Here is a 23,956-nt window from a genome sequence, read left to right on the forward strand (position 1 = left end):
CTCCTCAGCCGCTGACGAACGACTCGGCGACCTCGTACAACTCGTACTGCGGGTCACGGTCGAGGTCTCGGTACGGCCGCAGGCCCGCCGTGGTGCCCCGATGATCGGGCCCCTGCTCCCAAGCCAGAAACGCGTCCATGTCACGCCATTCGCTCATCACCGCGACGGTTCCCGGGCGGGACCTGGAATAGAGCAGCTCGTTGGCCAGCAATCCGGGCGTACGTGCCAAATCCTCGCTGATGCCGCGATAGATCTCCGGAATGCGGTCGGGGCCGTCCTGCGCGATGCGGTGCCAGACCAGCACTCGAACCCGGTTGCTCACCGCGCCGCACACCCCTGCAGCGCATACACCACGTTGACGGTCGTCATGGATCCGCCGGAACGGAACGGGTGGAGCTTTTGCCGGTGCTCGATGTGCTGGTCGGACCGCTCAAAAGCACGGAACCGCGGCTCGTCGATCCAGTCACTCATCACGTGGTAGACGTTTTCCTCGTCGGCGCTGCGCATCAGCCACTGCCCGAGGTTCGCCGGGTGGTCGGTGATGACCTTCCCGACCTCCAGCCAGGTCTGCTCGAAGCCCGCTGTCATGCCGGGTTTGATCTCGAACCGCAGCATCACCCGGAATGCTTCCGCCATCGTTATTTCCCTTTCCAGATCATCGATATGCCAGACCCCACCGAGGTGTCGCAGAGAGGCCAGCCAGGTCAGAAGAAGTGCGTTAGTCGCCACCGGCCGTCCCCACCCGGTCGGCCACCGAAAACTGCGAGATCGACGGCATCACTCTGGTCGCCAGGGATTTGCCCCGACCGGGCTCGGCCAGCAGGTCACTCAGTTCACGCTCCAGGTCCCTGCGTCCAGGAAGCGCCAGCAATTCCTCAATCGCCGCGGCCGGCTCACCCTCGTGCTGAATAACCTCGACAAGGTCGCCGTCCCGTACGAAAGCCGCCACCGCGTGCAGGCGCTCAGGCTCGCCGATACCGGTTTCCGTTGCGAACAAAGCACAAACACGGTCATCCCCGCCCGGTCGTAACCGGCGGTGGACGGCGGTGATCGCGGACACTCGGTCCTGGTACGTCCGGTTGGCCACTGGAGTCATGGTGTTTCGCCGGAAGTTGGCCAAAAACTCGTCCGGCGTGCCGCCGCAGCGGCGGCCCGGTTCGTCCAACCAACCGGCCAGCGCCTCCTCTGCCCGCCGCGCTCCCGGCAGCCGGGCGATGTGCCGGCCAAGGTCGTCGAATTCCCCTTCGTACTGGGAAATACGCACCATGGTGGTGTCCTTGAGAAAAAGCGCGGTGGCGGCCATGTAGCCGACCTCCCGGCCAGCGGCGTCCACCACCGCGGGCGAAGCGGCCCGTTGGAAGCCCTGCGGCGAGAAGATCCGCCGTACCTGGTCGGTGGCGCCGGCCCGGACCCGATAGCTCAGCGCCGCGAATCGCAGGCTCACCGGGCCGCCGCCGTCGCCAGCCGGTCCAGCCACCGCTGGTTCACCACACCCTGCGCGACCAGTGCCGCGGTGCTGCTGAACCGGGTCCGCTCGGCGGTGAACTCGACCTGCACGGTGCCGCCGACCGCGTCAACTTGCGTTGTCTTCGCGGGCAAAGCGCCACCGAGGCGACGGACAACCCCGGCCGCCGCGCAGACCGCGGTGGCACAGGACCGGTCCGCGCCAATGCCCGCCTGGTGCACCCGTACGGCGATCCGGTCCGGCCCGATCTCGTTGACGAACGTGACGTCCAGGTCGGCACCGAAGCGATCCTGGTCGAACTCCGGCCGGCGGCTCAGATCCAGCTCGGCCACCGGGGTGTCGATGACGCAGACCAGATGGGTGTTGCCCAGGGCCACAATCTCGCCGTCGTAGCCGACGCCGTCCACGCTTGCCTTGGCGGTGTCCAGAAAACGCGGCGACCGTAGCTCTACCGACACCGCGTCGCCGTCGACGAAGGCGCGAGTTGTGCCGCCAGGGGTGGCAATCCACACCTCCCCCGGTTCAGTACGCCGTTGATCGACCAGATATAATGCGGAAAGTCCGAAACCGGTGCCGCACATCGGCGACGCGGAGCCGTCGGCGTTCCGGCAGTCCATAAACCAGGCTGCCGCGGAATCCGTTGACTCCACTGGGACCAGACGCAGGATGCCGTCGGCGCCGAGGCCGGTGAAACGGTCACAGATCGCGCGTACGGCAGCTGCGGTCAGCTCGATCCGGGCGTCCTGGTCGAGCAGCAGGAGGAAGTCGTTGCCGCCGGTGTGCCCTTTGGCATAACGGATTTCCATTACCGGCTCGCAGCGGTGACCGGCTCGGTCGCCGTGATGTCCTGGATGTCGAACATTTCCAACGCGTTGCCGCTGAAAATCCGCTCCTGCTCGGCGACCGTGATGGGAAGCGCCCGGATGGAAGCCACCTTGTCCCTGAACACGGTGGGCATCGGCGGCGCGTCGGTGCCGAAAAGAATGTGCTCCGGACCGAAAACACGCAGGTTGGCCAGGTGCAGCTCGGGGCCGTCCGCGGTGGTGTCGACGAAAAGCTTGCGCACCATTTCACTCGGGGCGGTGTTCGTACGCCCGCCGACGCCGAGCCGGGCTGGCGGACCACTGGGCAGGTCGCTGGTCTTCTTGCTGCGGCGCTGGGCGCCGATCCAGTCGTCCCAGTGCGCCGGCTTCCAGGCGAAGTCGATCCGGTCGGCGAGCGCGCTGGTGGCGCCACCGCTGCCGGACGAAATGAACCTCAGGTTCGGATATTGCTCCAACCGCCCGGAAAGCACGATCGCCGCGAGGCCGAGGGTCGCGTCGCAGGACCGCGCGACCATTTCCAGCATGCCGTAGTCGGTGACCCCGTTGCCGCAGGCCGGTGTCGGCCCGGCGTGCAGCAACACCGGCACGTCGACCTCGGCGAGCATCGCGAAGAAGTCGTCACAGCGAGACGAGTCGAGATACCCGTCGGCACCACTGAAGTTCGCAATGATGCCGACAAAAGCCGGGTCCCTGAGGATTTCCGCGGTGCTCTCCAACGACTTCTCGTCGGCGTAGACATCGCAGTACGCGTACGCGCGAAGGTTGCGCGGATAGCTTTGGACGGTGCCGCCGAGCCAGTCGTGATACGACCGCAGTTGGTCGAACGGCCGCTGGTATCCGTCCACGCAGTCAGCCGGCACCATCGTGCTGGCGCCGCTCGGGCTGCCGACAATGGTCAGGTCGATGCCGGCGTCCTGCTTCGCCTCGATCGCGCCCTCGATGTCGCCGAGGCTGGCCGGCATCGGCGATCGGCGGACGATCTCCGGCGAGATGATATGGCTGTGTACGTCAATGATCACGGGAAAATCTCCTGGTCAGGCGGTGACAGCGTCAGCGGCGCTGCGGACGTAGAGCATCTCCATGGCGGACTCCCCATAAAACTGTCGGAATCCGTCCGGAGTGGTCAGGTCGACCGGGTGCTCCAGGTATTCCTGTAACGCGATGTCGACGCTGAAGTCGCGGTTTTCGGTCGACTTCTGCTTGAGCAGCGCGTGCAGCGGGCCGGTGAACTCCATGATCCGGACCACCTGGTTGTCCCGTACGAAGACCGCGGTCCGCACCATTGAGCCAACCACAGTGCCGGCCTCGTCCCGAATCTGCGCGGACTCGGGTCGCGGATACTGCAGCAACAACTCCCGGACCTCCCGCGCACAGCCGGGCCGGAACCGCCAGGAAATAACCGCCAGTTGGGTGTCCGTTGCAGACAAAGGTCTTCCCCTTCGCATTAATTTCGGCAGTAGAACATGAAAAGGGTCTGGCCAGAATCTACCCTGGCCAGACACTTTTACCGCTAACTGCGTGTCAGGAGGCCGAAAACGCGAACATATTCGTCGCTGAATTCGACCCTACAGGACGCGCTCCATTTCGACTTGCCGCTGTTCCACCTGCTCGGCGAAAGACAACCAGGACTGGGAAAGCCGGCGGGCCACCGACGCGACAATGTCGCCGCAGTGACTGGGCACCGCGTCGGCCAGCCTGCGCCAGCCATCGACGGACAGCGAATGCGCGTCGAACAGCCGGAGCAACATCCGGCCGGACTCGGAGAACCGCAGCGACGGATCTTTCTTCAGATCCTGCAAAAAGGCCGAGAGATCGACCGGCAGCACGACCTCCCGCGGCCGCGGCACCGGGCTCACCATCGGCGCCGCCGGCCGGACCGCACCCCCCTGCCGATGCTCGGAGGTGCGCTGCTGCGGCGGCACCGGATCCTTCCCCGCCTCCACCCGCATCCGCACATCTCTGGCCGTGCCCAACGAAATTCCCGACTCCCTGGCGATTTGCCGCAGGCTCGCACCGGGCCGGGCACGAATCAGGTCACTCGCGACCCGGCGCCCATGCGCCGTACTCAACGGCCGAGCACACCCGTCCTTTCCGGTTCGCACGTTCAACCGGGGAATGTCCTCAGTCGTACGCCGGCGAATCGCACCGACTGTCTTCGCTGACAAACCGGCAAAAGATGCGATCGAGCGGTCCGACCACTCTGGATGCGTACGAATAATCCGGGCCGCGGCCGCACTCCGGTCGGCTTGCGAAAGCGGCAGGCCATGCCGGGAATTCAGCTCGACCGCGAGAACGAAGGCCTCCCGCTCGTCACCGTCGAAGAAGCGAACCTCGATCTGATCCGCTCCACGCAGCACCGCCGCCCGCAGCCGATGCATGCCGTCGATCACCGTCATCGTCGAACGGTGCACGACAATCGGCGGCGCCTGCGCCTCGGATTCGACGAGCGCCTGAATATGCGCCTGATCCTCACCGTCCACCCGCAATGAGTTCGTCATCGACAGCGATCCCATCGCTACCCACTCCGTAGGGCAGGTCTCCAGGCCGAACCCGCCAACCAGCGGGAAATCGATTATCTCGGTCATTCTTTCCCCTCGCTATCGGAACGGCGGCGAGTGTGAGCCAGCCGTCCCCGCACCACCGGAACTAGCCCTCAACAACTGGAGGGCACGAAGAACACGCGTTGTCGGGTCATTACAAGCTGCGAAAATTTCCTACGAGACGACCACAACGCTAGCCAGAGACTTACCGAGCGGCCATCCGACTTAAGTCGCCTATTTTGCCGCTATATAAAGAGGTAGTGAATTCAAGTAAAGACCAGGTAAAGCATTCATCGTTTCTTCTTGTCCTATCTGGGAACGTTCTCAGAACATCCAACGATCCCCACCCATCGTCGATGGACTTTACGGAGACAGCCTTACCCAGCGCTTACCGCGCACTGTCAGCACCTGACAGCGGCTGACAGTAGGACCGCTAAACAAGTCGGGACCTCGGCGTTTGTGCGGTTGTGCGACTCTTTGTGAGTGGAGTTCCGGTTACTGGGTCCGTTGGAGGTCATGGACGGCACCCGACTCATCCAGATCCGCCAGCCACGGCAGCGGGCTCTGCTGACCGCGCTGCTGGTACGACCTGGCCAGATCGTGCCAGCCGACTCGTTGATCGAGCGGCTGTGGCCCCAGATGTCGTTAGTGCACGCCCGCCGTGCGCTGCACACCGCGATCAGCCGACTACGGCAGGTGCTGGGCGACACGGACAGCATCTTGATTCGTACGCAAACACCGGGCTACCTGATCGATGTCAGCGTCGAACAGCTTGACACCGGGCAGTTCGAGGGACTGTTGCAGCGCGCGGCTCACCACCACGCCGACCCGGCCGCCCGCGGCGAACTGCTGGCGGCGGCACTGCGGCTCTGGCGCGGACCTCTGCTTGCCGACGTCGATGTCGACCTGCTGAGCCAGGACGAGCTGGTCGGCATCACCGAGCGCCGCGAACTGGCCCTGGAATGGCGGATTCAGGCCGACCTGGAGACCGGTAAGCACGCCGCGATGATTCCGGAGCTGAGCCAGCTCACCACGGAGTTCCCGGCCCGCGAACGATTCTGGGAGCACCTGATGGTGGCCCTCTACCGGGTCGGGCGGCAGGCCGAGGCCCTGGAGGCGTACCAAACGGCCCGCCGGCGGCTGGCCGAAACCCTCGGCATCGAACCCAGCGCCGCCCTGCGTACGCTGGAAAAAGACATCCTCAACCACGCCGACTGGCTGGCTGCCCCGGCCGGCGGCGCCGAACATCCGTGGCGGCTGCAGCGCCAGCTCCCGCTGCGCGACCCGCTGTTCAGCGGCCGCACCGACCTGATCGCGAGCATCGCCTGTCGGCTCACCAGACTCTCCAAGACAGTGTCCATCGTCGCCGTACACGGCGGCCCAGGCGTTGGGAAATCAGCGTTCGCCCTGCAAGTCGCCCACGATGTCACCCGGCACTTCCCGGACGGCCAGTGGTACGTACGCCTCGACGGCGCCGGTCGAGCGCCCCGCGATCCAGCCGAAGTGCTCGCCGAGTTGCTCTCCTCCTCCGGTCTGCACGCGGCTTCGATACCGGCCGGACTGGACGCGCGCGCGGCGGCGTGGCGGACCCGGATCGCCGACCGGCGGGTGCTGCTCGTCCTGGACGACGCGAGATCGGTGGAGCAGATCGAGCCGCTGCTGCCCGGTGCACCTGGCAGCGCCGTGCTGGTCACCAGCCGGACGGACCTGCGGGCGCTGCGGGTCTCGGCCGGCGCGGTCTCCGTGCCGTTGGACATACTCACCGCAGCTGAAGCGCGCGCCCTGTTACGAGCCGCCCTGGACGCACCCGATGCCTGCGGTACGGACATCGACGATCTCACCGAGATCTGCGCGATGCTCCCGCTGGCGTTGCGGATCGCCGCCGCGAACCTGGCCAGCCGGCCCGGCCACACGGCCGGTCAGCTGGTCGCCGAGCTGCGCGCCGGCGACCTGCTCGGCCAGCTCGCGGTGGTCGACGACCAGCGCGCGGCCGTACGAGCCGCCTTCCAGCAGTCGTACCAGCGGCTCGACCCGGTCGACGCGACGCTGTTCCGCCGGCTCGGGCTGGTGCCGGGGCCGCACGTGACGGCGGAAGGCGCGGCCTCACTGCTGGCCACCAGCGCCGACGTGGCCGCCCACCGGTTGGACGTGCTCGCCACCGCGAGCCTGCTCCAGCACCACGAGGCCGGTCGTTATCGGCTGCATGACCTGTTGCGCCGGTACGCCGGCGAGCAAGCGGAGAAGGAGGACACCGCCACCGATCGGGAGCAGGCCCGGGACCGCTGGTACGCGGACCTGCTGGCGCGTACGCGTGCGGCCGTCCTGATCGGACACCAGAACCCGCACTTCGCCTGTCCGTCCGCCGCCCGCGGCTGGCTGGACGCCGAGCGTCCGACCCTGGTGGCCGCCGCCCGCGTCGCCGGTCAGCTCGGTCCGCTGCCGATGGCCTGGCGGCTGGCCAGCGCCGCGGCCGGTTACCTGAGCGGCAACAACCACTCCGAGGAGTGGCGGTCGGTGGTCACCGATGGCCTGCGGGCCGCCCGAAAGGCCGGCGTGGTGCCGGCTCAGGCCGAAATGGAGGTCTGCGTGGCACTCCTGGAGACCAATGCCGGCCGCTATGACCTTGCTCTCCAGCATTACGAACGCAGCCTGCGGCTGCGGCAGCAGGACGGGCAGGACCTCGTCGCCCGTACGCCCTATCCGCGTCCCGCGCCTATCTTTGTCAACAACGGAACTCTGGCCGACGCGGTCGCCGCCACCCAACGCGGGATCGCCGCCGGCCGCCGCTACAACGATGTGTACGGGATGGCCGGAATGTTGGCCTTCTACGCCATGCTTCTTTTGGATCAAGGGAAAATTTCGGAGGCACTGGACCACCTGCGACAGGCCGCGGCCATCCGGCGGACGGCCGGTGGCGATGGCGCCACCGCGCACGAGCTGTGCCTGCAGGGCGCCTGTCTCTTCCTGCTCGGCCGCGCTCCCGAGGCGCTGGAACACCTCACCGTCTCGTACCGACTGAGCCAGCTGCACGGCGACCGGCCGACCGAGGCATGTGTGCTGCTCACTCGCGCCGAGATGGCCGCCAGTGGAGGACATTTCGACGAGGCGGTCAGCCTTGGCCGGCAGGCCGTCGCGGTCGCCGAAAACTGCGACAGCCACGCGCACATCGACGCCCTTGGCGCCCTCGGCCGTGCTCACCTGGTCAGCGGTGAGCACACCTTCGCCATCGAGGTTCTCGGCCGGGCCTGGGCGCTCGCCGACGCGCACGGCCACCGCCGGCCGGGCCTGCAAGCCCGTACTCGGCTCGCCGCCGCGCTGGTCGCCGCCGGTCAGCTCAGCACCGCGGCCGTCCATGTCGGCGCGAGCCTGCGTGCCTGCGGCGACCACGGATATCGGCTTCAGGAAGCGATCGCGCTGACCGTGCTCGCCGAGCTGCGGCTCGCCGAAGGCGACTTCGCGGCCGCCGCCGAGCAGTCCCAGCGGGCGCTGAACCTGCAGCAATCCCTGGGCTGCCTGGCCGGCGTACGCAGTGCCGATGCGGTGATGGCACGCGTACGCCAGCGGACTCCCGTGGAGAGATCCCTCAGCCTTATCTAGGACGCTAGTCCCTGGTCAACCGGCGGTAGGTGACCGAGTGCGGGCGGGCCGCTTCCTGGCCGAGGCGTTCGATCTTGTTCTTCTCGTACGAGTCGAAGTTGCCCTCGAACCAGAACCACTGCGCCGGGTCCGCCTCGTCACCTTCCCAGGCCAGGATGTGGGTCGCGACGCGGTCCAGGAACCACCGGTCGTGGGACGTGATGACGGCACAGCCGGGGAATTCCAGCAGCGCGTTTTCCAAGCTGGACAGCGTTTCCACGTCCAGGTCGTTGGTCGGCTCGTCGAGCAGGATCAGGTTTCCGCCCTGCTTCAGGGTCAGCGCCAGGTTGAGCCGGTTGCGCTCGCCGCCGGACAGCACGCCGGACAGTTTCTGCTGGTCCGGGCCCTTGAAGCCGAAGGCGCCAACGTACGCGCGAGACGGCATTTCGACCTTGCCGACCTGAATGAAGTCCAAGCCCTCGGAGACCACTTCCCAGACGTTCTTTTTCGGGTCGATGCCGCCCCGGTTCTGGTCCACATAGGACAGCTGAACGGTGTCACCGATGCGTACGGTGCCCGAGTCCGGCTTCTCCAGCCCGACAATCGTCTTGAAAAGCGTCGTCTTACCGACGCCGTTCGGGCCGATCACCCCGACAATGCCGTTACGCGGCAGGGAAAACGACAGGTCCTTGATGAGTACGCGACCGTCGAAGCCCTTGTCCAGGTGATCCACCTCGACCACCACGTTGCCCAACCGCGGGCCCGGCGGGATCTGGATTTCCTCGAAGTCGAGCTTGCGGGTCTTGTCGGCCTCGGCGGCCATTTCCTCGTACCGGGCCAGTCGCGCTTTGCTCTTGGTCTGCCGGGCCTTGGGATTGGACCGTACCCACTCCAGCTCGTCCGCGAGCCGCTTCGCCTGCTTCACGTCTTTTCGTCCCTGGACGGCCATCCGCTCGGCCTTCTTCTCCAGATACGTGGTGTAGTTGCCCTCGTAGCCGATCGCGCTGCCGCGGTCCAGCTCCATGATCCAGCCGGCCACGTTGTCCAGGAAATACCTGTCGTGGGTGACGGCGAGAATGGCGCCGGGGTATTTCGCCAGGTGCTGCTCCAGCCACTGCACGGACTCCGCGTCCAAGTGGTTGGTTGGCTCGTCCAGGAGCAGCAGATCGGGCTGCTGCAACAGAAGTTTGCACAGCGCGACCCGTCGGCGCTCACCACCGGAAAGCACTCGTACGTCCGCGTCGCCGGGCGGGCAGCGCAACGCGTCCATCGCCTGGTCGAGCCGACTGTCCAGCTCCCAGCCCTCGTGCGCCTCGATTTTCTCCATCAGGTCGCCCTGCTCGGTCATCAGCGTGTCGAAGTCGGCGTCCGGGTCGCCCATCGCGTTGGAGACCTCTTCGAAGCGGGTCAACCAGCCGCGCAGCTCGGAAACGGCCTCGTCAATGTTCTCGCGGACCGTCTTGTCCTCGGTCAGCGGCGGCTCCTGCTGCAGCATTCCCACGGTCGCGCCAGGCGCGAGCAGCGCGTCACCGTTGGACGGCTGGTCCAGGCCGGCCATGATCTTCAGCACACTGGACTTGCCGGCGCCGTTCGGGCCGACGACGCCGATCTTCGCGCCCGGCAGGAACGACAGCGTCACGTTGTCGAGGATGACCTTGTCGCCGTGCGCTTTGCGTAGATTACGCATGGTGTAGATGTACTGAGCCACTGAAGTGGTTCCTCCCCTGCCGCCGCCGGAGAACCCTGGCGGCGGCGCGTCTGCTTTCGTCTCACTCCCATTGTCCCAGGCGGGCAAGGTCGGCTGCCGGTTGGTGCGGCCTCGGCGCGAGTAGGAGCCGGTGGCGCCGCGGGCCGGGTAACGTATGGACGTGCGATGGAGCGTGAAGCCGGTGGCCTGGGACGACCCGGTCGGCGTGGAGTTGCGTGCCGACCAGGAGGCGGAGCTGCTGGCCCGGTACGGGCAGGACACCGAGCCGGGCGCCAAGCCGACCGCGGCGACCATCAGCGTGTTCCTGGTTGTTTCCGACGCGTTCACGGGGGAGCCGGTGGGATGTGGCGCGTTGCGCGACCTCGACGAGGAGGCTGTCGAGATCAAACGCATGTACGTCGTACCAAAACACCGCGGCCGCGGTGCCGGCCGGGCGGTGCTGGCGGCGCTGGAGCAGACCGCCCGGAGCCGCGGCGCGACCGTCGCCCGGCTGGAGACCGGCACCGAGCAGCCGGAAGCGATCACGCTCTACGAGCGTGGCGGATACGACCGTATAGATGCTTTTGGATCGTATGTCGATAATCCGCAAAGTGTCTGCTATGAGCGGATTCTCTAGCCTGCACCGGACAGTGATCTAGTCGACGAAACCCGGTTAGCCGTACGGCCGTTAGGTAAAGTTTGAAGCAAGACGAACCGGGAAATCCACACCTGGGGTCCGGTCCCACAAGGACCCGCCAAGGAGGGCTTCGGTTGGGCAGCAGCATCGCAGCAGGCACCGCGGATCGGGATTTCGTCGTCGTCGCCAACCGGTTGCCGGTCGACCGGGTCGTCCGGCCGGACGGCGAGGTGGAGTGGCGACGCAGCCCGGGTGGGCTGGTGACCGCCCTGGAACCGATCATGCAGAGCCGGGACGGCGCGTGGATCGGCTGGTCCGGCGATGTCGACCACGCACCCGAGCCGTTCGAAAGCGACGGCATGCTCCTGCATGCGGTTCCGCTGTCCAGCAAGGAAGTCGCGCGCTATTACGAAGGTTTCTCCAACGCGACGCTGTGGCCGCTCTACCACGACGCGGTGGCACCGCCGGAGTTCCACCGGTCCTGGTGGGACACGTATGTGACGGTCAACCGCCGGTTCGCCGAGGCGGCGGCCGCGGTGGCCGGCCAGAACGCGGTCGTCTGGATCCAGGACTACCAGCTGCAGCTGGTGCCGGCGATGCTCCGGGCTCAGCGCCCTGACCTGCGGATCGGCTTCTTCCTGCACATCCCGTTCCCGCCCACCGAGCTGTTCATGCAGCTGCCGTGGCGGACCCGGATCGTGGAAGGGCTGCTCGGCGCCGACCTGATCGGCTTCCAGCTGCCCGGCGGCGCGGCCAACTTCCTGCGGCTCGCGCGCCAGCTCTGCGGGCTGCAACCACATGGCCGTACGGTCGAGGTTACGGACGCCGACGGCGAGCCCCGGGTCGTACGGGCCGAGGCCTTCCCGATCTCCATCGACACCAAGGGCATGTCCGACCTGTCGGCCTCGCCGGAGGTCGTGCAGCGCGCCAAGGAGCTGTATTCGGAGCTGGGCGAGCCCAAACACGTGCTGCTCGGCGTGGACCGGCTGGACTACACCAAGGGCATTAGTACGCGTCTGCAGGCTTATCGGGAGCTCCTGGAAGACAGCTCGATCACCGTCCCGGACACCGTACTGATCCAGGTCGCCACCCCGAGCCGGGAGCGCGTCGAGCACTACAAGGCGCTGCGCAACCGGATCGAGCTGCAGGTCGGCCGGATCAACGGCGACTTCGGCACGCTCGGGCACCCCGCTGTGCAGTATTTGCACCAGTCATACGGACGCGACGAGCTTTGCGCGCTTTACCGGGTCGCCGACGTGATGCTGGTGACGCCGCTGCGGGACGGCATGAACCTGGTCGCGAAGGAATATGTGGCGGCGCGTACCGATCACGGCGGCGCGCTGGTGCTGAGCGAGTTCACCGGCGCGGCGGCCGAGCTTCGCCAGGCGTACCAGGTGAATCCGCACGACATCACGCACCTGAAGGAGACGATTGTGGCCGCGCTCAACCAGGACCCGGCCGAGGGAGCCCGCCGGATGCGCGCGATGCGCCGGCACGTGACCAGCCACGACGTGAACCACTGGGCCGCGTCTTTCCTTGACTCACTGCGAAAGACCAACGCATGAAAGACCTCGCACAGACGACCAGACTGCTGGTCGCGACCGATTTCGACGGCGTGCTGGCGCCTATCGTGTCCAATCCCGCGTCCGCGCGCGCACTGCCGGAGTCAGTGGCCGCGCTGCGGGCGCTGGGTGACCTGCCCGAGACCGAGGTGGCCATCATCACCGGCCGCTCGCTGGAGGTCCTTCGCCGGCTGCTCGACCCACCGCCGCAATGGCACCTGGTCGGCTCGCACGGCGCCGAGACCTCGGACCACAGCCTCGATCTGGACGCGTTGCAACCGGCCGTGATCAAGCTCGCCGCCCGGCTGGAGCACCTCGTCGGTGGCCGTCCGGGGGTAGCGATCGAGCCGAAGCCGACCGGCGCGGCCGTGCACGTACGCAATGCCGCCCCCGAGGTCGCGCAAGCGGTCCTGACCGAGGTCCGCGAGGGACCGGCGGCGGAGCCGGGGATTTTCACCACAGAGGGAAAGTGCGTGATCGAGCTGGCGGTGGTCGACGTCAGCAAAGGCGCGGCGATCACCCAACTGCGCGCGGATCTGGGCGCGACCGCGGTGCTCTACGTCGGCGACGACGTGACCGACGAGAAGGCGTTTTTGGCGCTGTCAGAGGGTGATGTGGGCGTCAAGGTCGGGCCCGGCGAGACCGCCGCGACGGTAAGAGTGGCGGATCCGGAGGCGGTCGCTACGCTGTTCGCCGAGTTGGCGGCGCTGCGGAAGGGATAGTCGTGACCGACGACCGGACCGAGATCGACGTCAGCACGCTGCCGCCAGGGGGCACCTACCCTTGGCTGACCGCGACGGTGATTCCGCGGCCGATCGCGTGGGTGTCCTCGCTTTCGGCCGACGGCGTGGAAAACCTCGCGCCGCATTCGTTTTTCACGGTCGCCAGCGCCGAACCGCCGGTGGTGTCCTTCACTTCGGTCGGTGAGAAGGACACCATCCGGAACGTACGAGCCACTGGTGAGTTCGTGGTGAACTTCGCTTCCCGCTCGCTGGCCGAGAAAATCAACCTCACCTCGACGAACTTTCCGCCCGAGCACAGCGAGGCGGCGGTCGCGGAGCTGGCTTTGACGGACAGCACGGCGGTAAGACCGCGCCGAGTGGCGGAATCACCGGCGGCGCTGGAATGCCGCTTCGTCGGCGAGAAATCCTTCGGGGACAGCACCGTGGTTTTCGGTCAGGTGCTGCATCTTTCCGTCGCCACCGCCAGTTTGTTGGCGGACGGCAAGCCCGACGCCCACCACCTCGACCCGGCCGCGCGACTCGGCCGGGACGAGTGGGGCACCCTCGGGGAAATCTTCAGCCTCCGCCGGATCCCCTACCGGGAATGGGCCGGCAGCACGAAAGACGGCGACCCGAGCGCCAGCTGACTCGTGTAGGTCGGCAGGCCGGTCAGCGGATCGCGGTCGAAAGCGGTCAGGTTGCTGGAATTCTGGTTCGCCACCCAGATCCGGTCCGCGGTCACCGCGAAATGCCGTGGCCACTGGCCGTGCACCGAGACATCCGACAGCACTCTGGGCGTACCGGTGCTGATGTCGAAGGTGGTGATCACGTCACCGCCGCGATTGCCGACATAGCAAAAGACATTGTCCGGTGAAAGCGCGATTTCCGAGGGATAGTTGCGAACGCTGTAAGTGTCCTTTGTGGCCGGTTGGACATGGCGTTGGGTTAGCGCGCCACTGACAGGGTTGTAGGAGAAAGTCCGCAATGACGAGTCGGACTCACCGACCAGGTAGACCGTGTTTCCCGGCGCGAACCGGAAATGCCGCGGCCCGGTTCCGGTCGGCAGCGCGGTGACCGCGGTCTGCTTGAGTTTGCCGCCCCGCAGCTGGTACGCGAACACCTGATCGGTGCCGAGATCGCTCACCAGCACGAACCGGCCGCTGGGCGCGAACCGCGCCATGTGCGCGTGTGGAGTGGCGCCCTGATGGCGTACGAGATCGGTGGACGCGCCGACACTGCCATCCGCGTTCAGTGCGTTGACGCCAACCGTACCGTCGCCGTAATTCGCTGTCAGCACATACTTTCCGGTCGGATCCACCGTCAGCTGCGCCGGACCGTTGCCGCCACACGAGACGGTGTTGAGCTGGGTGAGAACGCCACCGGCCCCGATGGTGAAGCCGGTGACCGTGCCGGCGGTCTGTTCGTCGACCGCGTAAAGGAAACGGCCGTTGGGATGCACGGTCAGATACGACGGCGAGGCGAGGCCGGCCGCCGAGCTGACCGTGGACAGGTCGCTGCTCGCGAGCGTGGTGATGGCGTGCGCGTACGAGCCGATGTAAAGCAGGCACCCGCTCGCCCGTTGTGCGTACGCGGCAGTGGGTAGTGCGACGGTCGCGGCCGCGACGGCGGCACCGGTGAGTTTCAGGAATCCCCTGCGGTCGGGCATGGCTTGACGCTCCCAAGTCTGCGGAATGCTGCCATTCAGCTAAACGGAAAACAACAGCTCAGGGCGACACACTGACCACTACCGGTCATTTGCGCACTCTATTTCCGCACCATGGGCAGAATGCACGCGGGCGCCTCCACCTGCAAGGACTTCCCGGATGGCCGCGGAATTGCGAACCTGTCAATAACGAATGCGGCGAGGTCCCCGGAATTCTGGTTGGCCACCCACAGCCGGTCGCCGGCGACCGCCAGATGCCGCGGCCATTGCCCGCCGGCCGACACCTCCGCCTTCGCGCTCACGCTGCCACCGGCGATCCCGAAGACGGTGACCACGTCGTCACCGCGATTGGCGACATAGCAGAACCGACCATCGGCCGAGAGGGCGATTTCGGATGGGTAATTGCGAACACCGTTCCCGGCGACGCTGGCCGGGCAGGTGTCTCGCTCGGTCAGCGCACCCGTTTCCGGGTCGTACGCGAAGCCGTGAATGGTCGAATCCAGCTCACCCACCGCATAAACGCTTTTGTCCGGCCCGAAAACCAGGTGTCGGGGACCCGTGCCCGGCGGCAGTTTCGTCGCGCTGACCCGCTCCAGCGCGCCACCTGGCAACGCGTACGTGATGATCTCGTCCGTACCCAGATCCGCCACCAGCGCGTACCGGCCGTCCGGCGCGAACCGTACGACGTGCGCGTGCGGCCCCTCCTGGCGCTCCTTTTCCGGGCCGCTACCGTGATGTTGGGCGAAGCCGGTCCGCTCCCCCAGGCTGCCGTCCGGGTTGATCGGGTGCACGACGACGCTGCCTGACCCGTAGTTGGCCGACAGCACGAATTTCCCGCTCGGGTCGACGGTGAGGTGGGCGGTGGTGCTGCCATCGGCCGGACGCGCGTTGAGGCGCTCCAGGTCGTTGTCCGGCCGAATCGCGTACGCGACCACGCTGCCCTCGTCGCCTTCATCGACGGCGTAAAGGAAATCACCGCTGGGATGCGCCGCGAGGAACGAGGGACAGGCGGTGTCCGTCGTACTGCCGATGGCGGTCAGGTCACCGTCGGGTCCTATCTCGACAGTGGTGATGGCGCCGGCGTACGACCCGACGTAAAGCAGGTCCGGTTGGCTCGTCATGCGATCACCGTAACGTCCATCGCCCGGGATGATCAGAAGCCAGGAGTGATCTGGCCCTCGTCGATCCAGCCGCCGTGCCCGTCGCCGCCATTCCACAGCCAGCCGTTGACCGAGCCGTTCGCGTTCGTACGCAGGCAATCCGCGTGCGCGTCAGCGTCGATATCGGCGAACTGGACCTGGCTCGCGTCGGTTGTCACGCCAGTGGCGACCTGCCCCACCGCGACCCAGCCGCCGTGGCCGTCACCGCCCCGGTTCAGCCAAACGCTGAACGAGCCGTTTTGGTTCATAAGAACGTAATCCGCCCAGCCGTCCCCATCGAGGTCCGCCAGCCGGACCCGACTGGAGTCGCTCGTCAGGCCGGCCGCCACCTGACCGAGATCCACCCAGCCGCCGTGCCCATCGCCGCCGCGGTTGAGGAAGGTGCGGATGGATCCGTTGGAGTTGAACAATATGTAGTCCGCGCGGCCGTCGCCGTCGAAATCGGCGAACCGTACCGAAGTGGCGTCGCTGGTCAGGCCCGTGGCCACCTGACCCAGATCCAACCACCCACCATGGCCGTCCCCGCCACGGTTGAGGAAGACGCGTACGGATCCGTTGGGATTGAACAACAAGTAGTCCGCACGGCCGTCGCCGTCGAAATCAGCGAAGCGTACTAGCCCGGCGTTTGTCGTCAGCCCGGTCGCAACCTGACCGAGCGCCTGCCAACTGCCGGTGTGGTTGAGCCACACCGAAACCGAGCCGTTCGCATTGATCACGACATAGTCAGCGCGACCGTCACCGTCGAAATCCGCCCACCGGACGCGGCCACTTTCGGCCACCTCGTTCGCCGCGCCCTTTGACCGTACCGAAGTCGCCCAGCCGTCGGTGAAAGCCTGGTCAAGAGCGGCAAAGAAAACCTGGCCGAGCTTGGCGTGGCCGCTGTCGTTCGGATGCAGCCGATCGGCCATGTCCGCGCTGGTAAACGCGGCCGGGTCGACATACCGGAGGTGGTGGCCGGCCTGCTGTTCGCTGGTCGCGAGCGCACGGGCCGCGTTGTTGTACGTCACCGGATCGGACTGAAGGCCTTGGGTGATAGGAATAAGTCCCTGCAGGATCACCGTCACGCCTGGTTTGTCAGCAAAAATCTGGTCCACCAGCGTGTGCAGGCGATCCGGCGCGTGGGTGGGATCCGGCGAGCGGTCCAGGTCGTTGATGCCAATGTGCAGCAGCACCACATCCGGGCGCGCCGCCGCGAGCCAACCGTCCACACCGTTGCGGATGTCGTCGATCAGGAATCCGCTGTGGCCCTCGTTGTCCGGATCCGGAATCGCGGCCGCTCCCGAGGTCTGCGAACCGACGAAATCGATCCGATAACGCGACTGCGCGGCGGCCAGATTCCGCAGCGGGAGCCGATAGCCCGCACCCGTACTGCTGCCCACGCCGTACGTGATTGAGTCTCCCAACGGCATCACCCGCAGGACCGGTGGCGGCGCCGCTACGGCCGCGGTGGCCGCGGCTGGCGCCATTGCGACCGCCAATCCCATTGCCGCCCCAAAAACCAGCGCGCGAATCCCTGCACCCATGGCGTTCCTCTCCGGCCGAGTCCAGCGCTGGACCGTAACGATTGGCGGGCATTTACGTCAACGCCCCATTCAGGTCACACGTCGTACAAATCGCGGATGTATGTCTCTTGTATGTCTCGCTCCCATACTTCGTCCCATGGATGCTGATTCGAGGTCGTTGAACCGACGTGGCTTTCTGCTCGGCGCGGGCGCCGTGGCCGGTTTGGGCATCACCGGGCTGGCGCTTCCCAGCAGCGCCCAGGCCGCCGCCGCGCCGCGTATCTACAGCTGCGCCGAATGGGGTGCGCGTCCGCCGGCTGATCCGCTGGTGACGCTCAACCATCCGGCCAACCGGATCCTGGTGCACCACATCGCCGACGCGAACAGCACCGACTATTCGCAGGCGCACGCCTTCCAGGTGGCCCGGGACGAGCAGGCCGACCACATCGACAACAACGGCTGGTCCGACACCGGCCAGCATTTCACCATCAGCCGCGGCGGCTACGACCTGGAAGGCCGGCACGGCAGCCTGGCCGCATTGCGCAGTGGCAACACGATGATCCGCGGCGCGCACTGCCCCGGCCAGAACGACAACGCGATCGGTATTGAGAACGAGGGCACCTACATGACCGTGGAGCCGCCCGCGGCGCAGTGGAACGCCCTGATCGCGATGTGCGCGTACGTCTGCACCCAGTACGGCATCTCGCCGGACGAAATCAAGGGCCACCGCGACTACTACAACACGCTCTGTCCCGGCGACAAGCTCTATGCCAAACTGCCGGCGCTGCGGACCGCTGTTCGCACTGCCATCGGCTGACTTTTCCGGTAGCCGGCCCGGTGATCTGCGGTCACGGGGCTCGCTATCACAGGGCCGTTTCCTGGAATGCCCGGCGATAGGCGACTGGAGCGGTTCCGAGCGTACGCACGAAATGTTGCCGAAGGCCCACCGCGGAGCCAAAACCGGCGTGCTGGGCGACCTGTTCGATCGACAAGCTGGTCGTCTCCAACAGCTCCCGCGCGCGACTCAGTCGCTGGCCAATCAGCCACTGCAACGGCGTGGCGCCAATCTGGTCCTTGAATCGGCGGTTGAGCGTACGAACACTCGTGCCCGCGTGTCGCGCGATGTCGTCGAGAGTCAGTATTCTGTCGAGATTTTCCCGCATCCAGCACATCGTCGGCACCAACGTGCCAGTGTCGGCGGCCGGATCCTGATGCACGATGAACTGCGCCTGACCCCCATCGCGCTGTGGCGGCATGACCACACTGCGGGCCGTATTCGCCGCGACGGCGGCACCATGGTCGGTCCTCACGATATGCAGGCACAAATCGAGTCCGGCGGCCACTCCCGCCGAGGTCAGCACATCGCCCTCATCCACGTAAAGAACCGCGGAATCCACCTCCACCAACGGATGCCGCCGCCCCAGCGCCGCCGCGAACGCCCAATGCGTGGTCACCCGCCGGCCATCGAGTAACCCGGCAGCGGCGAGCACGAACGCACCCGTACAAATGGCGGCTATGCGCGTTCCCCGCCGCCGCACTGTCCGCAAAATGTCCAGCGCTTCCGCCGAAAACTCTTCGTCAACGGACACTCCGGGCACCAGGATCGTGTCGCAGTCAGCCGCCGCGGCCAACGGAAAAGGCGGCTCGATCCGGAAGATATCCACGCCCGAGGCCCTGGCCACGACACCCCGCGCCGGACCGCAAACCCGCACCTCGTACGGCCGCTCGCCGGTCGCCAGCCGGGTCGCGTTGAAGACCTGACAGGGAATCGAAAGATCGAAGCCGACCACGCTGTCCAGGGCCAGCACCGCCACCTTGTGCACCATGGCCAGATTCTATCGAACGTAGTCGTTCTTGCCACTGTTGATCGCATCTCAGTCGTACGACCATGAAGTCAGACCAACGAAGGGAAGCTCCATGCGAGTGGAAGTGCTGATTTACGACGGTTTCGACGAACTGGACTCATTGGGCCCGTACGAAGTCTTCCGGCACGCAAGCCGCGCCACTGAATTCGACCTCTCTCTGGTCACTTCCACCGGCCAAGCCGAGGTCACCGGCGGCAACGGAGTCACCTTCAGCCACCTCCGCGAATGGACTCCACAAGACGCCGACATCCTGGTCATCCCCGGCGGCGGCGCCGGTCGCCCCGGACCTGGTCTGCGGGCCGAGTTGGAAAAGGGCGTTCTCCCCAAACAACTCCGCGAAATCAAGGACAATGCCAGTGACGACTTCATCCTCGCCTCAGTCTGCTCCGGCTCCGTTCTCATAGCCGCCGCCGGCCTGCTGGAAGGCCGCCCCGCCACCACCCACCACTCAGCCCGCGAAAAACTCGTCAGCTACGGCGCCGTCCTCACCAACGCCCGCGTCGTCGACGACGGCGACATCGTGACGGCCGGCGGCATCACCTCCGGCTTCGAGTTGGCTTTGCACCTGATAGATCGAGAACTCGGCTCCACGTACGCGATCCAAGTCGAAGCCACCATGGAATACGAACGCCGCGGCACAGTCTGGCGCGCCTCCTGACTCGACTTCAGCGGATTGGCGCATGGTCCGGGTTTATGGTCCGTTAAGGGCCATGAGCCCTGGCCAGCGGGGTTGCTGGCCTAATTCCGCAGAAAGCTCCCCACCGTCGTCACCGCCAACCGGACATCGAACTCCCGGGCGATCACATCGGCGACCATATCCCTGGCCCACAACGCGAAACTCGAAGTACAACGTCGGTGGGCGGGCAGGGTTGTGGGCCGCCGGGTGTGGTGGTGCCCGGCGGCCGGGTGGTTTGTTTATGCGGCGAGTTGGTTGATTCCACGGATGGGTCTTCGTTCGGGGTCCCGGTATGCGGGTGGGATGAATTCGACGATTCCGTCGATGATGCGTACTTCCCAGTCGCTGTGGTGGATCAGGCGATGGCAGGCATCGCACAGGAGCACGCAATTCTCCAGGCAAGTATCGCCACCATCGGCCCAGTGGACCACGTGGTGACCGCGGCACCAGCGGGGTGGTCGACCGCACCTGGCGCAGCCTTTGTCTCGCGCTATGAGTGCTTTTCGTAGGTGGGCGGGGATGAGTCGTTCGGTGCGGGCGACGTTGAGCGGTACGCTGTTGCGGCCCAGGAGCATCGGGGTGATGTCCGCGTCACAAGCGAGCCTGCGGCCGGATTCCGGAGAAATAGCGATGCCAGTGTGCGCGTACGCGACACCGAGACGTTCCCGGAGCATTTCCCAGTCCAGGGTAATGGTGAGGTGGGGCCGTTCTTGGCCTTGGATGGGGAGTTTCCCGGTGTCCGCGACAAGGTTGAGTGCGTCGGCGAGCGCGTCGCCGTTGCGTTGGGAGACTGACCGTTCATCTGGGTGGCCGTCTTGGGTGGGGCGGGGTTTGGCCAGTGGGCTGAGGATTTCAGTGAGCAGGGTGCCCGTTTCGCCGTCGAAGGAGCCCCGGAAGTTCAGTCGCCCATCACGACCGGTGTGTAGGGACGGTTCGCGGCGCGGTTTCTCGTTCTCCCGTTCGGATGGTGCTGGGCCGTCGGGGTCGAGGTGGTCGTGGATGCGTTGGCCAAGTTCGACGAGGCGGCGGGCGGGGTGGCTCTTCGCGTGTTCCACCAGGGAAGCTTCGGCGCCTTCGCGTTCTTCGATGTTCACTCTGGCGGGGAGTTTGTTCACGATCGCCAGGATCGTGTCGATTTGGGAATCCGCGAGTTCACCTCTGCGCATAGCGTCACTGACAAGACCGAGTTTGGGTGCGAGGGTTTCACCGGTGAGGGCTTGGCTGCTGCACAGGTTCAATGCGCGTTTAAGGCGGCGACCAGCTTCGGTCGGGGACAGCAGGAGATTATCTTGCAGCATCCTCATGGTGTTGTCATGCCCGAGCGCCTTGCCGACCCGGTTCCGATGAATCGCCGCGACAATATCCAATGCCCGCGCCTGCCGTCGTCGAATGTCCTGCTCGGCTTCACGCAGCAAATCGGCCAACTGTCGGGGTTTACACATCCAGAGCTCTGGATCTGTGCCTTCATCGCCGGCGGCCATGACACCATTCTACCGCTATCACCGTCAAAAAGATCGAGTTCGTACGATCGGAACGTGGTCATTTTCTCAATCACATCAGCAAAATGCGGAGCGCGCGCGTTCAAGCCCTAAGCAATTTTCGATGATCGAGGTAGCGAAGATCCACGCGCGGGACCACCAGCCCCTGTTGCCACCGGCCGCCGCGAGCGTCATCCCTGTCTGCCGGGCATGGCACTGCACCGAGAGCTGGCCGTGCACGTGCACTGGACGCACATGACTCAACATCCACAAATGACCGTAGTCACCCTGCGTGCGATCACCACTCGATCTGCGGTACGGATGTGACCGCAGTCAGAGCAGAGCCTTTACCCAGTCGTGGAACTCGGCGATGTGGTGTTCGGTTGGTACGAGCACGCCGCCGTCGGCGTAGGCGCGAGAGGCCATCGCGGGTTGGCAACGCTCACAAGCGGCGAAGTCCTGCTCGTTGACGCGGTGGAAGAGCTCCACCGAGCGTGAGACGTCACGGCCGGCGGCGATCACTTCGGGGGCGAACAGCCAGTCGCATTCCACCATCGTACGGTCCACCGCGAGTGGGAACATTCGGTGCAGAATCACATGGTCGGGAACCAGGTTCAGGAACACCTGCGGTCGTACGGTCGCGGCATAGTAGCGGCGGTGCTGATCGGTCGAAACACCTTCCAGAACACCGAAACCAGCGCTCCCGTCCACCGTGAAGCCGGCGATCTCCGGGCCGAATTCGGCTCCGTGGCCGACGTAGTACTGCGCCGCGTAGCCCTCGGCGAATTCGGGCAGCACCTCGGTGAGTTCCGGGTGGATCGTCGCGCAGTGATAGCACTCCATGAAATTCTCCACGACCAGCTTCCAATTTGCCTTCACGTCATAGCGAATCCGCCGGCCAAGTGCGAGGTCGTCCAGGTGATAACTGTCGACCACTGCGGCCGCACCGAGTCGAGCGGTCACCGAGTCGATCACGGTTTCGGTAAAAGACGGTGGATCCGCGGCCAGACAGAGCCACACATAACCCAGCCATTCGTACGCTCGCACCGGTCGCAGGCCGAACTCCAGACGGTCAATGTCCGGCATATTGGTCAGGTTGGGAGCGGCCACCAGCTTCCCGTCCAGGCCGTACGTCCAGGCGTGGTACGGGCATTGAAAAGATCGCCTCACCGAACCGGTCTCCTGGGTGCACAGCTGGGCGCCGCGATGCCGGCAGATATTGAGAAATCCGCGCAGAACACCGTCGCGGCCGCGAGTCACCAGCACACTTTCCCGGCCGATCTGTGCGGTCTGGAAATCACCCGGCCGCGGCAGGTCGGCGGCCCGGACCGCGCAGAACCACATCTCCTCCAGGATTTTCCGCTGTTCAGCGGCGAAAATCGCCGGATCCGTGTAGTAGCGGCCAGGGAGCGTCGACACCAGGGAGCGGGCGGTCATCTTCGGCTGGCCTCTCAGACGGCGAGTTGGGTCAGGCGGGCTGGGTCGAACAGGGCGATCGGGTGCCGGGTGGCGCCGTCGATGCTCAGGTCGGCCAGGATCTCGCCCACTACCGGCACGAACTTGAAGCCGTGGCCGGAAAAACCGCACGCCACCACGACCTGCGGGTGCGCCGGATGCACGGAAATCACGAAATGCTCGTCCGGGGTGTTGGTGTACATGCAGGTGGCGGCGCGGAGAAACTCGCCCGGCAGGTCCGGGATGTGGCGGCCGACAAAAGCGGCCATCGCGGCCACTTCCTCGGGTCGCACGGTCCGGTCGATCGTCTCGGGCGTGCAAGTGGCGCCGCCGCGGAAAAATGCCACCTTTACTCCCGGCTGTTCCCGATGGTGTACGCCAAAACCGTAGAACTGCCGGCCTTCTCCGCCTTCCCAAACAAAAATCGGATGCCGGTCGACAAGGAACGCATCGGTGCCGCCGCGCGGCCGGAACCAGAACTGCACCTGCCGCTCCACCCGGAAGGGCAGCCCAAGATCGGCCAGCACGTCCGCTGCCCATGCGCCCGGACAAATCACCAACCGATCCGCGGTGTAGACACCATCTGCCGTGGTCACCCGCACGCCGGCATCGCCGGCATGCCACGACAAAACCGGCTCCTCGAAATGCAGCTCAGCGCCCGAACGCGCGGCCAACGCGAGGTGCGCGGCCACACTCGCTTCCGGCACCACCAGGCCGGCGTTGGCTTCGTACAAGGCGATCTCGTCCGGCTCTGGACGCATGGTCGGGAACCGGCGACGAATCTCTCCCGCGTCCAGCATTTCGTGCGGCAGGTCCCATTCCTCGGCGCTGCGCCGGCTGCCGGACACTGTCAGGCTGTCCGGCCGACCGATCATCACCCCGCCGGTACGGTAGAAAATCCGCCGGCCGGACTCCTTCTCGATCGACTCCCACATTTGGGTGGCCCGCAACAACAGCGGCACATACGCGGGATCCTCGAAATAGGCCTGGCGGGTGATCCGCGAGCCACCGTGGCTGGAGCCGCGGTTGTGTGCCGGGCCGTAGCGTTCCAGCCCGAGCACCCGCTGGCCGCGCCGAGCCAGCTGATACGCGGCGGCGCTGCCCATCCCGCCGAGGCCGATCACGATCACATCGAAAGACATGG

At 66.0% G+C, this 23,956-nt stretch carries 22 protein-coding genes; 7 read left to right on the forward strand and 15 right to left on the reverse strand.

What is annotated here, in order from left to right; genetic code table 11:
* Positions 1-4: 4 nt before the first annotated feature.
* The 7 genes from ABD301_RS28815 to ABD301_RS28845 all read right to left on the reverse strand — a co-directional run bounded on the left by ABD301_RS28815 (position 5) and on the right by ABD301_RS28845 (position 4,874).
* The gene (locus ABD301_RS28815) at positions 5-322 is read right to left on the reverse strand and encodes an antibiotic biosynthesis monooxygenase family protein (protein ID WP_163572022.1); all 318 of its coding nucleotides are present in this window, start codon (positions 320-322) and stop codon (positions 5-7) included.
* Positions 319-729, reverse strand: coding sequence for an antibiotic biosynthesis monooxygenase family protein (locus ABD301_RS28820; protein WP_344313487.1), 411 nt, complete (start codon positions 727-729; stop codon positions 319-321). The genes ABD301_RS28815 and ABD301_RS28820 overlap by 4 nt, the downstream gene beginning before the upstream one ends.
* Positions 719-1,477 (reverse strand): SchA/CurD-like domain-containing protein, encoded by a 759-nt coding sequence (locus ABD301_RS28825; RefSeq protein WP_344313489.1) that lies wholly within the window; start codon positions 1,475-1,477, stop codon positions 719-721. Before ABD301_RS28825 ends, ABD301_RS28820 begins: the two co-directional genes overlap by 11 nt.
* Entirely contained in the window at positions 1,441-2,271 is an 831-nt protein-coding gene (gene dapF, locus ABD301_RS28830) for a diaminopimelate epimerase (protein ID WP_163572020.1), read from the reverse strand. The genes ABD301_RS28825 and dapF overlap by 37 nt, the downstream gene beginning before the upstream one ends.
* Positions 2,271-3,308, reverse strand: coding sequence for an amidohydrolase family protein (locus ABD301_RS28835; RefSeq protein WP_344313490.1), 1,038 nt, complete (start codon positions 3,306-3,308; stop codon positions 2,271-2,273). The genes dapF and ABD301_RS28835 overlap by 1 nt, the downstream gene beginning before the upstream one ends.
* A gap of 15 nt (positions 3,309-3,323) precedes the next feature.
* On the reverse strand, positions 3,324-3,716 hold the full coding sequence (locus ABD301_RS28840; protein ID WP_344313491.1) for a SchA/CurD-like domain-containing protein: 393 nt from the start codon (positions 3,714-3,716) through the stop codon (positions 3,324-3,326).
* A 138-nt stretch (positions 3,717-3,854) separates the two neighbouring features.
* On the reverse strand, positions 3,855-4,874 hold the full coding sequence (locus tag ABD301_RS28845) for a ParB/RepB/Spo0J family partition protein (protein ID WP_344313492.1): 1,020 nt from the start codon (positions 4,872-4,874) through the stop codon (positions 3,855-3,857).
* A 438-nt stretch (positions 4,875-5,312) separates the two neighbouring features.
* Here ABD301_RS28845 and ABD301_RS28850 point away from each other — a divergent pair, with 438 nt between their 5' ends.
* A complete protein-coding gene (locus ABD301_RS28850; RefSeq protein ID WP_344313493.1) occupies positions 5,313-8,426 on the forward strand; it encodes an AfsR/SARP family transcriptional regulator in 3,114 nt (1,037 codons plus the stop codon).
* A 4-nt stretch (positions 8,427-8,430) separates the two neighbouring features.
* Here the strand turns inward: ABD301_RS28850 and ettA are convergent, their stop codons facing one another.
* Positions 8,431-10,113 (reverse strand): energy-dependent translational throttle protein EttA, encoded by a 1,683-nt coding sequence (gene ettA, locus ABD301_RS28855; protein WP_344313494.1) that lies wholly within the window; start codon positions 10,111-10,113, stop codon positions 8,431-8,433.
* A 160-nt stretch (positions 10,114-10,273) separates the two neighbouring features.
* Here ettA and ABD301_RS28860 point away from each other — a divergent pair, with 160 nt between their 5' ends.
* From ABD301_RS28860 to ABD301_RS28875, 4 genes are all read left to right on the forward strand, one after another.
* Positions 10,274-10,729: a GNAT family N-acetyltransferase gene (locus ABD301_RS28860; RefSeq protein ID WP_344313495.1), complete on the forward strand. Its 456-nt coding sequence runs from the start codon at positions 10,274-10,276 to the stop codon at positions 10,727-10,729.
* A gap of 134 nt (positions 10,730-10,863) precedes the next feature.
* Positions 10,864-12,294: an alpha,alpha-trehalose-phosphate synthase (UDP-forming) gene (locus tag ABD301_RS28865; RefSeq protein ID WP_344313496.1), complete on the forward strand. Its 1,431-nt coding sequence runs from the start codon at positions 10,864-10,866 to the stop codon at positions 12,292-12,294.
* Positions 12,291-13,013, forward strand: a complete 723-nt coding sequence (gene otsB, locus ABD301_RS28870; protein WP_344313497.1) for a trehalose-phosphatase — start codon at positions 12,291-12,293, stop codon at positions 13,011-13,013. Before ABD301_RS28865 ends, otsB begins: the two co-directional genes overlap by 4 nt.
* 2 nt (positions 13,014-13,015) lie before the next feature.
* A complete protein-coding gene (locus ABD301_RS28875; protein ID WP_313885841.1) occupies positions 13,016-13,660 on the forward strand; it encodes a flavin reductase family protein in 645 nt (214 codons plus the stop codon).
* Here ABD301_RS28875 and ABD301_RS28880 read toward each other — a convergent pair.
* The 3 genes from ABD301_RS28880 to ABD301_RS28890 all read right to left on the reverse strand — a co-directional run bounded on the left by ABD301_RS28880 (position 13,609) and on the right by ABD301_RS28890 (position 17,359).
* Entirely contained in the window at positions 13,609-14,679 is a 1,071-nt protein-coding gene (locus ABD301_RS28880) for a lactonase family protein (RefSeq protein ID WP_344313498.1), read from the reverse strand. The two genes, ABD301_RS28875 and ABD301_RS28880, sit on opposite strands and share 52 nt — an antisense overlap.
* Before the next feature lie 98 nt (positions 14,680-14,777).
* Positions 14,778-15,797: a lactonase family protein gene (locus ABD301_RS28885; protein ID WP_344313499.1), complete on the reverse strand. Its 1,020-nt coding sequence runs from the start codon at positions 15,795-15,797 to the stop codon at positions 14,778-14,780.
* Between the two features lie 32 nt (positions 15,798-15,829).
* Entirely contained in the window at positions 15,830-17,359 is a 1,530-nt protein-coding gene (locus tag ABD301_RS28890) for an FG-GAP-like repeat-containing protein (protein ID WP_344313500.1), read from the reverse strand.
* A gap of 136 nt (positions 17,360-17,495) precedes the next feature.
* Here ABD301_RS28890 and ABD301_RS28895 point away from each other — a divergent pair, with 136 nt between their 5' ends.
* Complete coding sequence (locus ABD301_RS28895) at positions 17,496-18,155, forward strand: peptidoglycan recognition protein family protein (protein WP_344313501.1); 660 nt, start codon at positions 17,496-17,498, stop codon at positions 18,153-18,155.
* Positions 18,156-18,201: 46 nt separating this feature from the next.
* On the opposite strand, the gene ABD301_RS28900 is transcribed toward ABD301_RS28895, so the two are convergent.
* Entirely contained in the window at positions 18,202-19,161 is a 960-nt protein-coding gene (locus ABD301_RS28900) for a GlxA family transcriptional regulator (RefSeq protein ID WP_163572051.1), read from the reverse strand.
* A gap of 94 nt (positions 19,162-19,255) precedes the next feature.
* On the opposite strand from ABD301_RS28900, the gene ABD301_RS28905 reads away from it, so the two are divergent.
* Complete coding sequence (locus ABD301_RS28905; RefSeq protein ID WP_344313502.1) at positions 19,256-19,861, forward strand: DJ-1/PfpI family protein; 606 nt, start codon at positions 19,256-19,258, stop codon at positions 19,859-19,861.
* A 257-nt stretch (positions 19,862-20,118) separates the two neighbouring features.
* Here ABD301_RS28905 and ABD301_RS28910 read toward each other — a convergent pair whose 3' ends face one another.
* From ABD301_RS28910 to solA, 3 genes are all read right to left on the reverse strand, one after another.
* Positions 20,119-21,360 (reverse strand): HNH endonuclease, encoded by a 1,242-nt coding sequence (locus ABD301_RS28910; RefSeq protein ID WP_344313503.1) that lies wholly within the window; start codon positions 21,358-21,360, stop codon positions 20,119-20,121.
* A gap of 330 nt (positions 21,361-21,690) precedes the next feature.
* Entirely contained in the window at positions 21,691-22,794 is a 1,104-nt protein-coding gene (locus tag ABD301_RS28915) for an aromatic ring-hydroxylating oxygenase subunit alpha (protein WP_163572005.1), read from the reverse strand.
* Positions 22,795-22,808: 14 nt separating this feature from the next.
* Positions 22,809-23,954 (reverse strand): N-methyl-L-tryptophan oxidase, encoded by a 1,146-nt coding sequence (gene solA / locus ABD301_RS28920; RefSeq protein ID WP_344313504.1) that lies wholly within the window; start codon positions 23,952-23,954, stop codon positions 22,809-22,811.
* Positions 23,955-23,956: the final 2 nt, after the last annotated feature.

Origin of the sequence: Fodinicola feengrottensis, from assembly GCF_039530045.1 — a bacterium.
Classification (GTDB): domain Bacteria; phylum Actinomycetota; class Actinomycetes; order Mycobacteriales; family HKI-0501; genus Fodinicola; species Fodinicola feengrottensis.